Annotated in this window: 21 protein-coding genes; 19 read left to right on the top strand and 2 right to left on the bottom strand. The window is 61.4% G+C overall.

The window, feature by feature from the left end; translation table 11 throughout:
• Nucleotides 1-60: 60 nt before the first annotated feature.
• Complete coding sequence (locus tag E0E41_RS18485; protein ID WP_165450511.1) at nucleotides 61-237, bottom strand: hypothetical protein; 177 nt, start codon at nucleotides 235-237, stop codon at nucleotides 61-63.
• Nucleotides 238-259: 22 nt separating this feature from the next.
• Entirely contained in the window at nucleotides 260-433 is a 174-nt protein-coding gene (locus tag E0E41_RS18480; RefSeq protein WP_165450510.1) for a hypothetical protein, read from the bottom strand.
• Nucleotides 434-495: 62 nt separating this feature from the next.
• On the opposite strand from E0E41_RS18480, the gene E0E41_RS06250 reads away from it, so the two are divergent.
• The 19 genes from E0E41_RS06250 (at nucleotide 496) to E0E41_RS06160 (ending at nucleotide 13,266) form a co-directional block, all read left to right on the top strand.
• The gene (locus E0E41_RS06250) at nucleotides 496-954 is read left to right on the top strand and encodes a hypothetical protein (RefSeq protein ID WP_130869203.1); all 459 of its coding nucleotides are present in this window, start codon (nucleotides 496-498) and stop codon (nucleotides 952-954) included.
• A gap of 176 nt (nucleotides 955-1,130) precedes the next feature.
• The gene (locus tag E0E41_RS06245) at nucleotides 1,131-1,334 is read left to right on the top strand and encodes a hypothetical protein (RefSeq protein WP_130869202.1); all 204 of its coding nucleotides are present in this window, start codon (nucleotides 1,131-1,133) and stop codon (nucleotides 1,332-1,334) included.
• Nucleotides 1,334-2,095, top strand: a complete 762-nt coding sequence (locus tag E0E41_RS06240; protein ID WP_130869201.1) for a rolling circle replication-associated protein — start codon at nucleotides 1,334-1,336, stop codon at nucleotides 2,093-2,095. The genes E0E41_RS06245 and E0E41_RS06240 overlap by 1 nt, the downstream gene beginning before the upstream one ends.
• Before the next feature lie 120 nt (nucleotides 2,096-2,215).
• The gene (locus E0E41_RS06235; RefSeq protein WP_242623709.1) at nucleotides 2,216-2,365 is read left to right on the top strand and encodes a hypothetical protein; all 150 of its coding nucleotides are present in this window, start codon (nucleotides 2,216-2,218) and stop codon (nucleotides 2,363-2,365) included.
• 64 nt (nucleotides 2,366-2,429) lie between these two features.
• Nucleotides 2,430-2,795: an HNH endonuclease signature motif containing protein gene (locus tag E0E41_RS06230; protein WP_368019940.1), complete on the top strand. Its 366-nt coding sequence runs from the start codon at nucleotides 2,430-2,432 to the stop codon at nucleotides 2,793-2,795.
• A gap of 260 nt (nucleotides 2,796-3,055) precedes the next feature.
• Nucleotides 3,056-3,742 (top strand): DNA-methyltransferase, encoded by a 687-nt coding sequence (locus E0E41_RS06225; protein ID WP_130869198.1) that lies wholly within the window; start codon nucleotides 3,056-3,058, stop codon nucleotides 3,740-3,742.
• A gap of 21 nt (nucleotides 3,743-3,763) precedes the next feature.
• On the top strand, nucleotides 3,764-4,249 hold the full coding sequence (locus tag E0E41_RS06220; protein ID WP_130869197.1) for a phage terminase small subunit P27 family: 486 nt from the start codon (nucleotides 3,764-3,766) through the stop codon (nucleotides 4,247-4,249).
• On the top strand, nucleotides 4,242-5,987 hold the full coding sequence (locus E0E41_RS06215) for a terminase large subunit (protein ID WP_130869196.1): 1,746 nt from the start codon (nucleotides 4,242-4,244) through the stop codon (nucleotides 5,985-5,987). Before E0E41_RS06220 ends, E0E41_RS06215 begins: the two co-directional genes overlap by 8 nt.
• 1 nt (nucleotide 5,988) lies before the next feature.
• A complete protein-coding gene (locus tag E0E41_RS06210) occupies nucleotides 5,989-6,186 on the top strand; it encodes a hypothetical protein (protein ID WP_130869195.1) in 198 nt (65 codons plus the stop codon).
• Nucleotides 6,183-7,403 (top strand): phage portal protein, encoded by a 1,221-nt coding sequence (locus E0E41_RS06205; RefSeq protein ID WP_130869194.1) that lies wholly within the window; start codon nucleotides 6,183-6,185, stop codon nucleotides 7,401-7,403. The genes E0E41_RS06210 and E0E41_RS06205 overlap by 4 nt, the downstream gene beginning before the upstream one ends.
• A complete protein-coding gene (locus E0E41_RS06200; protein WP_130869193.1) occupies nucleotides 7,396-8,100 on the top strand; it encodes a Clp protease ClpP in 705 nt (234 codons plus the stop codon). Before E0E41_RS06205 ends, E0E41_RS06200 begins: the two co-directional genes overlap by 8 nt.
• 19 nt (nucleotides 8,101-8,119) lie before the next feature.
• Nucleotides 8,120-9,406, top strand: a complete 1,287-nt coding sequence (locus E0E41_RS06195; RefSeq protein WP_130869192.1) for a phage major capsid protein — start codon at nucleotides 8,120-8,122, stop codon at nucleotides 9,404-9,406.
• A gap of 12 nt (nucleotides 9,407-9,418) precedes the next feature.
• Complete coding sequence (locus tag E0E41_RS06190) at nucleotides 9,419-9,829, top strand: hypothetical protein (RefSeq protein ID WP_130869191.1); 411 nt, start codon at nucleotides 9,419-9,421, stop codon at nucleotides 9,827-9,829.
• Nucleotide 9,830: 1 nt separating this feature from the next.
• A complete protein-coding gene (locus E0E41_RS06185; protein WP_130869190.1) occupies nucleotides 9,831-10,139 on the top strand; it encodes a head-tail connector protein in 309 nt (102 codons plus the stop codon).
• Between the two features lie 3 nt (nucleotides 10,140-10,142).
• Complete coding sequence (locus E0E41_RS06180; protein ID WP_130869189.1) at nucleotides 10,143-10,754, top strand: hypothetical protein; 612 nt, start codon at nucleotides 10,143-10,145, stop codon at nucleotides 10,752-10,754.
• 11 nt (nucleotides 10,755-10,765) lie between these two features.
• Nucleotides 10,766-11,242, top strand: a complete 477-nt coding sequence (locus E0E41_RS06175) for a hypothetical protein (RefSeq protein ID WP_130869188.1) — start codon at nucleotides 10,766-10,768, stop codon at nucleotides 11,240-11,242.
• Nucleotides 11,239-11,703 carry a hypothetical protein gene (locus E0E41_RS06170; protein WP_130869187.1) on the top strand — a complete coding sequence of 155 codons (465 nt, stop codon included), beginning with the start codon at nucleotides 11,239-11,241 and terminating at the stop codon, nucleotides 11,701-11,703. The genes E0E41_RS06175 and E0E41_RS06170 overlap by 4 nt, the downstream gene beginning before the upstream one ends.
• A 10-nt stretch (nucleotides 11,704-11,713) precedes the next feature.
• Nucleotides 11,714-12,811 (top strand): phage tail sheath C-terminal domain-containing protein, encoded by a 1,098-nt coding sequence (locus tag E0E41_RS06165; protein ID WP_130869186.1) that lies wholly within the window; start codon nucleotides 11,714-11,716, stop codon nucleotides 12,809-12,811.
• Between the two features lie 14 nt (nucleotides 12,812-12,825).
• Nucleotides 12,826-13,266 (top strand): phage tail tube protein, encoded by a 441-nt coding sequence (locus tag E0E41_RS06160; RefSeq protein ID WP_130869185.1) that lies wholly within the window; start codon nucleotides 12,826-12,828, stop codon nucleotides 13,264-13,266.

Raw genomic sequence — 13,266 nt, 5'->3', positions numbered from 1 at the left:
CCCGGCAGAGGGCCGGAGCATAGAAAAGGCGCCGCCCGATGGGGCGGCGCCTGCCCGACGTCAATCCTTGGTGTCAGTGTGGTAGACCTTCATGTGAGGGCCGGAAGTACCGGCGATGATGGGGTTCGCTTTTTCCTTCCCGTGCCTGGCGTTGCCTTGGATCTGGGGAACGGGGGCCTGGTCATTGCGGGGCTGGGTATGGGTCCGATCGGGACGGGCCATGCCTTGTTTGGCCATAGTATCACCTCAATACTTGTGTTTAAAACAGTTTCTTCACCTCATCCGCCACACGCTGGAGTTCCTCCAGGGTCGCGGGCTGCTGCTTGCGGGCACGGATCTGAGCCTGGATATAGCCAGGCAGCTGGGAGAAGTAGGCCTCCATGACGGGATCATTGACCAAGTTGGCGTATCTGTCGCTATACGTGGGTTCCATACAAAACACCTCCGATGATAGCATGCCCACTTGGCACAGTTATGAAAAGGGAAAGGGTGCTGATGATGAATTTGGAAATGGAAGAGAGCTCCATGGTGCCTGTGATGGTGGTGCGGGTACCGGTCATGCCCAGGGCGGATAAGGACCAGCTCCGGGATGAGATCATATCCGGTATCTTGGACGGGCTGCTCCTCCTGGAGGACGGCCTGCCCTACGAGGTGGTGGAGCTGCCGCTGCCCAGGGCATGGACGCCGGAACTGCGGGAGCCGGAGCCACCGCCCGGGCCAAGCCCGGAGGCAAGGGAGAAGAGAGAGATCCTGACCCGGCTCCAGGCCCACCGGAAGGCAAATGGGCTTGGATGCTTTGCCCCTCTGGCCAAGGCCTGCGGCAAAGGAATCACCGATACCATCCTCAGAAATATCTATAGCGGAGATGAAGTGTATCCCATTGAGGTGTGGCGTCAGGTGGGCAAGGGACTGGATAAGTTGGGCGGGCCTGTACCAAAGGATATTGGTGGATAGAATGGGAGATGTCGTCCGTATCGAGGAATGTATGCGTACCTGTGATAACTGTTTTTGGCACAACGATACTATGGGAGCTTGCAGACATCCCGGAGGCTGGTACTGGGATGAGCGTTATCATCATTGTGCAACATTTCGTCGGAGATTTTTCGTTGAGGATAAGGGAGGGGAACAGGGTGAAAAGTAAAAATTTGAGGCGGGTCACCATGCTGGTAACCGCCCAGACCGCAAAAAACCTGGAGCGATTGGCCCAGATGGACGGCCAGCCCACCATAGGACGGGTTATGGATAAGCTGGTGCGGGAGAAGATGCTTTCCCTACGGCAGCCGGAAAGAGAATGGACCGGACACTATATGGACCGGTTCCAAAAGGTGGATTGATGGCGAAGCGATTGAAAATTGTCACCGCCGGGCGGCTGGTGATGGCGGTGCTCTACTCCACACCCACGCCGCGCAGCACGTCGGAAGAGCGGGCCGCACTGCGGGAGATCTCCAGCGCTGCTCAGATGGCGCTGAACAACCGCCGGGCCTGGCAGAAGCTGGAGCTGCTGCTGGCCGCCAATTTCAGCCGCCGGGATCTGGTGATCGAGCTTACTTACGACGACACCCATCTGCCGCTCTCCAAGACGGAGGCTATCAAGCTGATCCGCAAGTTTTTGTCCTGGCTGCGGGCCCACCGGAAAGCCAGGGGCCAGGAGCTGCGCTATGTGTACGTTACTGAGCAACTCAGTGCCGAGGGCGGCCGGTTGCATCACCATCTTGTCATCAATGGCACCGGGGCAGACCTTGAGGTGCTAAAATCCCTTTGGCCGTATGGAAATGTCAAAATGGAGCAACTGGATGACTGGCAGGGGTACGAGGCTCTGGCCAAGTATCTGACCAAAGAGGCCCGGGAGGTGGGACGGCCGGAACCAGGGAAAAAGTGCTGGGTCTCATCGCTGGGCCTGAGAAAGCCGACGGTGGAGAGTGAGCTGGTAAAGGATACCCTGACTCTGGCAGCGCCGCCGGGCGCGATCATCCTCAGCGCGCCGCCGCCCGTCCGCAACCAGTATGGGGAATTCATCACTATTAAATATATTAAGCCGAAGAAAGGAAAGGAGAGGAAAGGAACCAGGCCACCGTCCAGACGGAGAAGAGAATAGCCTTCGCGTCTTTATTCGGTCTGGAAACAGGGTGCGACAAGTAAAAAAGCCCATAGAAAGTGAGTGAAAAAGTTGAAACCAACTCGCGAATGTGGTAAACTTATCGTAAAGGACGGATGGTTGATCTGCCCTGGCTGCCGCAAGCGTCTGCTCCGGGTGGAGATGGATACGGCGGCGCAAAACTTAATTGTCTACTGCCGCAACTGCAAGCGCACCGTGACGGTAGACATCGACAGAGGCCAGTGCTTTGAGAGCCAGAGCCCGACATGATCCCAGCGTGGGATGTGGTCGGGTTCTGGCTTTTTGTTTTGCCCGGAGGTGATAGCCCGTGGCCATGAAGCCGCTCCGACCGTGCCGGCATCCAGGATGCCCGGAACTCACTCGGGAGGGATACTGTCCCAAGCACAAAACCAAGCGAGCGGACCGCCGGGCCTCGGCGGAGTACCACGCTTGGTACAACCTGCCTGTCTGGACTGATGAACTGCGGCCCACCCAACTCTTACGGGAGCCCTGGTGCCGGGAGTGCGCCAAGCGTGGTATCCGCACCCGGGCCACTGTGGTGGATCACGTGGATCCACACCAGGGAGACTGGACCAAGTTTATCGACCGGGACAATCTCCAGAGCCTGTGCAAGCACTGCCACGACCGAAAAACAGCGCTGGAACAAACGAAAAAACGGCGGGAAAATGCAAGCCTATGAAGCCGTAATCGGAGGGAGGCTTGGGCGCACACCCGCGGGCCCGTCATGCCCGCCTGCGCCCGCGGCAAGCCCTTGGCTTGCCAAACCCTCCCCCACCCAGAAAAAGTTTTGAGACCGAGAGCGTAAGACCGTGCGCCCCCCTCCGTGTGGGATTTTCTCCCCACGGAGAAATAGGGCCGTTTGGCTGGGCATCGAGAGGAGGAATCAACATCGATCGCAACCGTCAAATTCGACTGCACAACTGTGACTGTTTGGTTGGCATGAGCCGTGTGGACACCGGAAGTGTGGATCTGGTCCTGTGTGACCTGCCCTACGGAACCACCAACTGCGCGTGGGATACGGTGATACCGTTTCAGCCCCTGTGGGAACATTACCAGCGGGTGCTAAAGCCACGGGGGGCACTGGTGCTCTTTGCAGCTCAGCCTTTTGCTACCGATCTCATCAACAGCGCTCGGAAGTTCTTCCGGTATGACCTGGTATGGGAAAAGAACTCCCCCGTGGGCTATGCCAATGCAAACCGGATGCCTATGCGCTCCCACGAGTTGATGCTGGTCTTTTACCATCGTTTGCCCAAATATCACCCCCAAGGGTTGGTCCCGCTGGAACGCCCGGTGGTGCGGCGTGGAGAACGCAAGGGCGGTGTCTATCGCCCCATGGGCAAGGAAAGTGTGCAGCGTTTTACCAACTATCCGCGCTCCGTACTCCGCTTTCCCAACCGGAAGGAACGTCGCTTTCATCCCACCCAGAAGCCGGTGGCGCTGCTGGAGTATCTGGTGCGGACTTACACCGACCCGGGAGATCTCGTGCTGGACAACTGTATGGGAAGCGGTTCCACAGCCATGGCCTGTCTGAATTCCGGCCGGCGCTTTGTAGGTTTTGAACTGGATCGGGGTTATTTTGAGACAGCCAGAACCCGGGTGGCGGAGTGGGGCGGATCAGTCACATAAACGGGAGAAAGGGGGGAGTGTATGCCCGGACCGAGACAACGCCTGGCCGTGCTGGAGGGAAACGGCCGGAAGCACCTGAGCAAAAGCGAAAAGGTCCAGCGGGCGGACCAGGAAGTGAATCTGCCCAAGCCCAAGACCATGCGGGTACCTAAGTGGCTGCCTCAGGAGTACCGGAAGGAGTTCCGGGCTCTGGCCAAGGAGCTGCTGGCCGCCGATATGGGGGCGGCCCAGTTGGATCGGGATACCCTGGGGCGTTATGTGGTGGCTCAGGCCCAGTATGCCCATGCCTGCGAGATGGCGGGGGAGGCCTTGACGGCCAATAACGCCGCCCTGGCGGAGAAGTGGACCAAGATCCAGGATACCTGCTTCAAGCAGGCCAGGGCCTGCGCCAACGATATGGGTATGACCATCACAAGCCGGTGCCGTTTGGTGCTGCCGGAGGGGGCCAAGCCCAAGGAGAAAAACCCCTTTGAGCGGATGATGGAGGAGCGGATGCACCGTGCCTGAGTTGCTCCAGCTGGGGCCGGTGCAGGTGTGTGCCCCGGATGATGGAGCCGTGCTGCGATACAGTGAGCAGGCGGTGCAGGATGTGCTGGACTTCTTTTCCCTGCTGTGCTTTGGCTCAAACGAGTGGGCGGGAGAGCCTTTCCAGCTGCTGGACTGGGAATTGGACGCCATTCACAGTTTTTACGGCATCCAGGAGCAGGACGAGGACGGCGGATGGAGCCGGTACCGGCGGTTCCTCTACGACGAGTTGCCCAAGAAGAACGGAAAGACGGAGTTCTCCGCCGGGCTGGGGCTCTATCATCTGCTGTGGGACGGGGAGAAGCGGCCCAAGGTGGGCATCTTCTCCTCCGACAAGGAGAACGCCGCCCAGGTCTACGAGGCGGCCAAGTACATGGTGGAGCACACCTGCCTGGGCGAGCCCGAGCACGACCCTATCGCCTGGGCGGTGGACTCCAAGCGGGAGATCCACACCAAGTACGGCGGCATACTGAAGGTATATTCCGCCGACGCCGTGAGCAAGCACGGATACTCCTTCAGTGCCATCATCTTTGACGAGCTCCACACCCAGCCCAACCGGCGGCTGTGGGACGTGCTCACCGCAGGCTCAGACGCCGCCCGGCGGCAGCAGGCGGTGATCGTCCTCACCACCGCCGGTGACGACCCGGACCGGAAGAGCATCGGCTGGGAGATCCATGAGAAGTGCCGGAGGCTCCTAGCTTGGCGGCGGGGAGAGCCTGAGCGGGAGCTGGATACCGACGATCCGGCATGGTGCCCCATCATGTACGGCATCTCCGTTCTCACCGGGGATGATCCGGACAAGATCGCCGATCTGGACATCTACGACGAGGCGGTGTGGTACGCCTGTAACCCGGGCCTGGGCCATAACCTGAAGCTGCGGGATTTCCGCAGAGAGGCCAGAGCCGCACGACAGAGCGAGAGCGCTGAGCGGCTCTTCCGGTGGCTGCGGCTCAACCAGTGGATCGCCACCCATGCCGTGGGATGGCTCCCATTGGGCCTGTATGACAAGACCCAGTGGAACCGGGAGGAGTGGCAAGGCCTGAAGGTGACAGCGCGGCGGCAGGCCGTCCGGGACTGCCTGGTGGGAAAGAAGTGCTTCGGCGGGCTGGATCTGTCCACCACCACCGACCTGACGGCGCTGACACTGCTGTTCCCGCCCCAGGAGGGGTTGGACAACTGGGTGACCTTGTTCTGGGCCTGGCGGCCGGAGGACGGGGTGGTGGAGGCCGAGCAGCGGGACCATGTGCCGTATCGGGACTGGGCCAGGGCGGAGTTTCTCACCCTGTGCCCCGGGGACATGGTGGACTTCTCCATGATCGAGGAGACGGTGGCCTGGTGCGCCGGCGTGTTTGACCTGGACACCCTTGGGGTGGACCCCTATCTCAGCCGCACGCTCACCCAGCGGCTCATGGACCGGGGCGTCAACGTGGTGGAGATCCCCCAGACCATCAAAGAGCTGTCTCCCGCTATGAAGGAGGTGGAGCGGCTGCTGCGCTCCCATGAACTGCTCCATGAGCACAATACGGCCGCCCGGTGGTGCTTCGGCAACGTGCGCTGCCATGTGGACGGCAACGAGAACCTGAAGCCCATGAAAAACCGCAGCATCGGCCGCATCGACATGACGGTGGCCTGGATCATCGCCATGGCCACGGCAATGGTGAAGCTGCCCCAGGGGCCAGATATCAATGAGCATGTACTTTCGGAAGATTGGGGGATTTGATTTGAAAGAAAAATTAAGGCGGGCGGTCAGGGCGCTGGGCCTCTATCTGGACGATCTGCTCCTGCTGGCTGGCGGGGGGTGCTTCGTCCGGGCTGCCCTTGACCTGGGCGGCCGGCCGGCAGCTCTGGCGACAGCAGGTGTCTGCCTGACCGCCTACGCCGTGGTGGTGGCCAGGTCCAGAGGGGGTGGCCGGAAATGATCCTGAATCAGGCGATGAGGCCTCGGGCCTCCGTAGATGAGACGCCTCTGCCATGGGAGCAGCTCAGCCACTGGTTTCAGCGGGTCTTTTCCGGGGAGGAGGCCATAGAGGCCAGCCGGGCAAATGCCGAGCATCTTTCGCCGGTGTCGGCGGCCCACCGGATCCTGACGAACTCCTTCGGCCTAATTCCCTTTGGCCTGTACCGGAAGGACGGAGACGCGCGTGTTGCGATAGATGACCAATCCCTCAACAGGGTTCTTAAAGTGCGGGCCAATGATTATATGTCCCCATTCATGTTGCGGAAGATCGTCATGTCCAACGCATTTTGGTGGGGGTTCGGCGCGGTGTGGAACCGGAAGGACGGCGCCGGGCATGTGATCGCCCGGATCCCGCTGCCCACTGACTGCTGCACCATCCGCAAGGACGCCAACACCGGGACCTACTGGTATGACTACAGCCTGGAAGGACTTCATAAGACCTTTGCCAATTCGGAACTGTCCTTCCTGTACTTCGAGACCTACGACGGTATTCGGGGGCGGGGCATGCTGGATCTGGCCCGAGAGGCCATTTCCGTGGACGCCATGGCCCAGCGATACAACAAAAAGTTCTACCAGAACGGCGCCCGTCTCTCCGGTATCGTGGAGGTGGATACCGACGCCAATCCGGAGACAAGACAGCGGGTGAAACAGGAGTTCCGCACCTTCGCCTCTGACGACGCCTTCGCTGTGGCGGTGCTGGATCACAGCATGAAGTACACACCTCTGGGCCTCAGTCAGAGTGATGCACAGTTCATTGAGAGCCGGGGCTTCACCGTGGAGGAGATCAGCCGGTTCTCCGGCATCCCCAAGCACATGCTCCAGACCGGCAAGGAGAGCTACGACAGCAACGCTCAGCAGCGGCTCAACTACGTCACTGACACCCTGCTGCCCTATGTGGTCCAGTGGGAGAGCGAGGACAGCTATAAGCTCATAGGCTCCCTACTGCGCCAGACTGGGGCGTACATCCACGGAAATGTGGAGGCACTGCTCCGGGCGGATCCCACCACCCGGGCGGACTTCTATGTGAAGCTCATCGAGCACTCGGTCATGTGCCCGGACGACGCGCGGGCCAAGGAGGAGCTGAACCCAATCCCCGGCGGGCTTGGGAAAGCGTTCCTGGTCACGAAAAATTTGGGCTCCCTGGAGTCCGTATTGAGAGGAGAGGATGGAAATGGCTGATATCGCGCTGCGGGGGGAGCTGTGGGATAACGACTCCGCCGATGTGCTGCGCTGGTGGGGATGGAGGGACATTACCGCCCCCATGGACATTGCCGCCGCCCTGGATGCAGCCGATGGGGAGGATGTGACGCTGCTGATCAATTCCCCCGGTGGGGACATGTCGGTGGGGCTGGAGATCCGGTCCATGCTCCGGCGCTACCAGGGCAATACCACGGCTTTGTTCCAGGGCTACGGGGCCAGTGCCGCCACCCTGGCGGCCACCGGTTGCCGCACCATCCAGAGTGAGCCTGGGGCCCTGCTATGCTACCACAATCCCAGCGGAGGGGCGGAAGGAGATTTCCGGGATATGCGCCGGGCGGCGGAGGCCCTCCGCAACGCCAGAGACTGCATCCTGGAGGTCTACACCGCCCGGAGCAGCGCCAAGACCCGGGAAGAGCTGGTTACCCTTATGGACAAGGATATTTGGATCACACCCTCCCAGGCCCTGGAGTACGGTCTCATTGACGAAATTGTGGGGCTCCCCATGGAGGCGGAGGACCCGGCAGCTTTTGTGGCGGCGGCATCCGGACGCATCCGGCTGACGGCGGCCATGCGGGAACAGTATCAGACCCATGTTGCGGGCCTGCGGGCGGAAGAGGCCCGGAAGGAACAGGGCAGACGCACTCTGGCACGGCTCAGGGCGCTTGCTGAATTTTGAGATTTGAAAGGAGAACAGTATGGATTTCATGGAGAAGATCACCGAGCTCCGGGCTAAAAAGGCCCAGCTGCTCACGGAGGCCGAGGGCCTGGTGACCGATGGCAAGATCACGGAGGCCAGCGCTATTTCGGACCAGATGGAGGCTATCAACACCCAGATCGCCGGCCTGGAGAAACTGGCAAAGGCCAGCCGGGAGGCGGCGGAGCCGGTTTATGATGGCGCGCTGCACAATCCCACTGCCAAGATCGCGGGAAAGAATGAGGACAAGCCCTTTGCCTCTGTGGGTGAACAGCTGATGGCCATCTACAAATTCCGGAAGAATCACGTGGAGGACAAGCGGCTCCAGCAGGTGAATAACGCTGTCCTGGGCTCCAATGAGGGCAGCGGTGCCGATGGCGGCTTTGCCCTTCAGACCGACTTTGCCGGCATGATCATGGAGAGCGCCGTTCAGCAGAGCCCCCTGCTCAACCGGCTGGACCGCTACACCTGCTCAAGCTCTGCCAACGCCATGCGGTGGGTAAGCGCTGACGAGACCGACGTGTCCAAGTCGGTGTTCGGCGGGGTCCAGATGTACTGGGCCAGTGAAGGGGCCGCGGTGGCTGCCAGCAAGCCCCAGTTCCGGGAGATGAAGATGGATCTGGAGAAGATGATGGGCTTCCTCTACTGTACCGATGAAATGCTGGAGGATGCGGCCTTTATGACCAGCTTTGCCAGTTCTTCCTTCACCCTGGCCGGGGACCGGCTGCTCACCGAGAGTGTCATCTGCGGCGACGGCGTAGGCAAGCCCCTGGGTCTGACCCATTCCAAGGCCCTGATCACTGTGGCCAAGGAGCAGAGCCAGACGGCCGGCACTTTCCTGGGAGCCAACGCCATCAAGATGCAGGCGCGGGCCATGCCCCGGAACCGGGACCGGCTGGTGTGGCTGATGCACCCCGATGTGGAGGAACAGCTGCCCAGCCTGGCCATCCAGAGCGGCGAGGCGGCCAAGTTCCTGTGGAACCCCGAGGGAGGCCTGGGCAACTTCGATACCCAGCGGGTGCTCAACAAGCCGGTGCTCTTCGAAGACAGCTGCTCCCCCCTGGGTACTGCTGGTGACATTATGCTGGTGGATCCCTTTATGTACATCCTCCTGACCAAGGGTACCGTCAAGCAGGACTGGTCCATCCATGTGGAATTCCTCACCGATCAGAACTGCTTCCGGGTTGTGTACCGTTGCAACGGCGCCCCCAAGGTGAGCAAGCCCCTGACCATCAAGAACAGCACCAAGCCCCGCAGCCCCTTTGTGGCGCTGGCGGACCGCAAGTAAGGAGGGTTTGAGATGAATCGGATCAACGAAGAACTGGTATTCCATACCGCCTTTGCTCCTCAGAGCGTGGCGGCCTCCACAGAGAAGACTTCCGACTACATCGACGTTTCCGGGGTAGAGGAGATCGTGTTTCTGGTCTCCGTCGCTCCTCTGGGGGCCAATAAGAGCCTGACGGTGACAATGCTGGCCTCCGACGACAGCAGCGGCGGCGAGGCGGAGGAGGTGGAGACGGCTACCTTTACCGATACGGTGGGTACCGCTCCTCAGACGGCGGTGGTGAGCTATCGCCCCAGCGCCCTCAGCGGCCGCTACATGGCGGTGAAGTTCCAGCACGATGCGGCAGCAGCCGTAGTCTGCGGCGTAGTAGTTGCTGCCAACACCATGTACTTGCCTGCTGCAAACGGCTGGACTCTGGTGGTGTGATATGGCCCTGACGGAGGAGCGGCGGGCCGGGCTGCTGGCCTACTGCCGCATTGAGGAGCCGACCCCGGATGAGCTGCTCACCCTGGAGACCCTGTATGACGCCGCCGTTGGCTACCTGGAGGGGGCTGGGATCGCCCAGCCCCCGGAAGGTTCCACCCGGCGGGCCCAGTATGACCTGGCGGTCAACTTCATGGTGCTCAGGGATTTTGATTTGAGAGATGCCGAGGTGACGGGTGCCATCCAGGACAACCCAGCCTTCCGGCGGCTCATCACTCAACTCAAGCTGACAGAGCCGAGAGAGGAGGCCTGACCCATGGCCTACATCGGAGCGGGCAGGCTGGACCAGCCTCTGGAGGTGCTGGAGCTGCGGGAGACAGCCACCGGCATATGGGAGTGGGTCACGCTCCGCCGGGCATGGGCTCAGGTGGAGCAGACCGCCAAGACCAACCTGTTCAGCAAAGTGGGCGTGGGGGCCAGGGACGCCGCCATCGTGATCCGGCGGCAGAAGCTCACCCTCCACAACGCCCTGCGCTGGCGGGGACAGCACCTGTTCCTCACCTCCATCACCCACCGGGACCGCAATCACCTGGACGTGGGGGCGGCGCTGGTGGAGCCGGTGGTCTGCACCGCCCAGAGCTACACCACCCGGGTGGGGACCGGAAACCGACCGGAAAAGGCGGAACAGCCGCCGGTTACATTCCCCGGCATCCTGACGGAAAAATACGTCCGCTATGAGCAGGAGGACACCTATGCCAAGGCCCGGAGAGGCCTGGTACTGGTGACCCCTAAGGTGATAGAGCTGTCTGAAGGCGCTCTGGTCACTGTTACAGAGGGGCCTGCCAAAGCGGTGTACAACGTGCAGGCGCGCCACGTGCTGGATCCGTACAAGCACGAGTATGAGATGGACTTCAGCCGGGATGTGTAAGAGGTGATGGTATGCAAAGCATTGAGATGAGCGATCTGGACCGGGTCCTGGACAGCTGGGACGAACTGCTGCAGGAGTTCCCCACTATGAAACGGGATCTGCTGGAGGATCTGGGAAAGAAGCTGCTCTCCGGTGTCCGGGGTGAGATCCGGGGCACCGGAACTGTCCAGAGCTGGCAGGAGCGGTACCTCGGCTCGAAAAACGGTTATGTGGCGGTGCGGCCTAAGGCCGACACCTACAAAGTGACAGCCCACGGCAAACGGTATGCCGTGGGCTATGTGACAAACGCCATTGAAAACGGCCACAGGCACCGCACACCCAGCCAGCAGCCCAGGGACGGCTATCATTACCGGCCCAGAATCAACACCCCGGCGGTGCCCGGGCGGCACTTCTACGCCGCCGTGCGGGGGCGGATGGAGCAGATGGGGCAATCCGAGGTGCAGGCCCTGGCTGCCCAGGTTGCCCGGAGACTGGAGGGCGGAACATGATCACAAGCACGGCAGTCTGTGATGCCATCGCCAGTGTGGTGGCCAAGCTGTGGCCGGAGCGGATGATCTACCGGGACTTCTGCCCGGTGGACCACAAGCGGCCCAGCAGCTATCTGTACGTGACCCAGTCCAGCCATGTGCCCGCCAACCTGTTCCTGGTGGAATGGACTATGGAGGCATCCGTGGAGCTGTTCTGCGCCACAGACGAGTATGACATCAGCTCCACGGAGGCGCTGCGGGCGGATCAGGAGGCGGTGCTGCTGGCCTTCGGCGCCCCATCGCTCCAGGTGGAGGGAGGCTGGGTGTCCCTGACGGCGAAGGGGGATGGCATGGAGGTAGGCTCCGCCTTTGTGACCTTCTCCGCCTCCTGGTTTGAGGTGCCTCCGGGAGCGGAAGACCCGGAAGAGAACGCGCCGCTGATGGAGCAGTTCCAGGTCAACGGCAAAGATATGAAAGTTTGAGGTGATTTGATTGGCAACGACCAATACCCTGCCCACCCTGAAGATCGCCTTTGAAAAGGCGGCGGCCACGGTGGCCAACAGGGCCAAAAAGGGCTATGTGGCCCTGTTTGTGCGGGATGAAAAGGCTCAGGGCGTCCACGCCCTGAGCAGCGACGCGCTGATCCCCTCCGAGCTGGGGGAGGCCAACAAGACCTATGTAAAGCTGTGCTTCCAGGGCAGCGACCGGGGAAGCCCCAGCCTGGTGTATCTGGTGGTCATCGCCACCGGCACCGATGATACCACCGCCCTGGAGGGCGGGCTCAAGTCCATTGAGGCATACTCCATCGACTATCTGGCCGGCCCGCCCGACGTGACCGACCAGGAGCTGGCCAAGCTGGTGGAGTGGGTCAAGGCCCAGCGGGAGTTGTACCGCACCGTGAAGTTGGTAAAGCCGTGGAAAACCGCCGGCAGTGACAACATGGGCATCATCGAGCTGGACGAGAGCGGCATGACGGACAAGGACGGAGCGGTGACCTCTGCGGAGTACTGTGGCCGCATCGCCGGCATCCTGGCCGGCATTCCCATGGGCATGAGCGCCAGCAACGCGGCGCTGCCCGAGCTCACCGCCGTCACCGCCCGCACCACGGCGGAGCAGACGGAGGCCATCCAGGCCGGAAAGCTGATCCTGGTCCATGACGGCCTCCAGGCCAAGATCGCCCGGGCGGTCAACTCCCTGACCACCATCCCCCCGGAGGGGAAGGAGGACTGGAGCAAGATCAAGATCGTGGAGGGGATGGATCTCATCTCCTATTATCTGCGCACCACCATCGAGAGCCAGTACCTGGGCCGCTATCCAAACACTTACGACAACAAGCAGCTGCTGGTGACCGCCATCAGTGAGTATTTCTCTTATCTGGAGAGCGCGGGCGTGCTCTCCCCCGGGGAGAGCTTTGCGGAGGTGGACTACGACCGGCAGCTTCAGTGGCTCAACAGTCAGAGCGTGGACACCAGCGCCATGACGGAGCAGCAGATCCTGGAGTACCAGACCGGCAGCTGGGTGTTCATCCGCTGCGGCGGCCGGCTGGTGGACGCTATGGAGGACTTTGAGGTCCTCTTCAACAACCTGTAAGGGAGGAGAAACATATGGCAAGATCCGGTATGACCGCACGGAAGATCCCCAACGGCACCTATGGCTCCGTGTGGGTGGATGCCGAGCGGCTGGCTGAGTGCTACGGCTGCCAGGGCAAGCTGGAGATCAGCAGCGATACCATCAATTTGTGCGGCCAGTTTATGGAGGCCCAGAAGCCTGTGAGCGGCAAGGGCACCGGCTCCCTGATGCTTTACAAGGCTGATTCCGGCATGATCCAGCGGATGCAGGGGGCCCAGGACGGGGATATCCCGGAGTGTACCATTGTGTCCAAGCTGGCGGACCCCGCCAGCGCCGGGGCGGAGCGTATCGCCTATTACGGCGTGCAGTTCACCGACGTGACCCTGGCGGACTGGCAGGCGGCCACCAGCGGCAAGGTGACGGTGCCCTTTACCTTCACCCGCTATCAGCTGCTGGACGCCATCCCGGTGGAATAA

It is taken from the genome of Intestinimonas massiliensis (ex Afouda et al. 2020) (assembly GCF_900626285.1).
GTDB classification, from domain to species: domain Bacteria; phylum Bacillota; class Clostridia; order Oscillospirales; family Oscillospiraceae; genus Flavonifractor; species Flavonifractor massiliensis_A.
The sequence above is the reverse complement of the archived record's forward strand: the minus strand, read 5'-3'. Positions and strand labels throughout refer to the sequence as shown.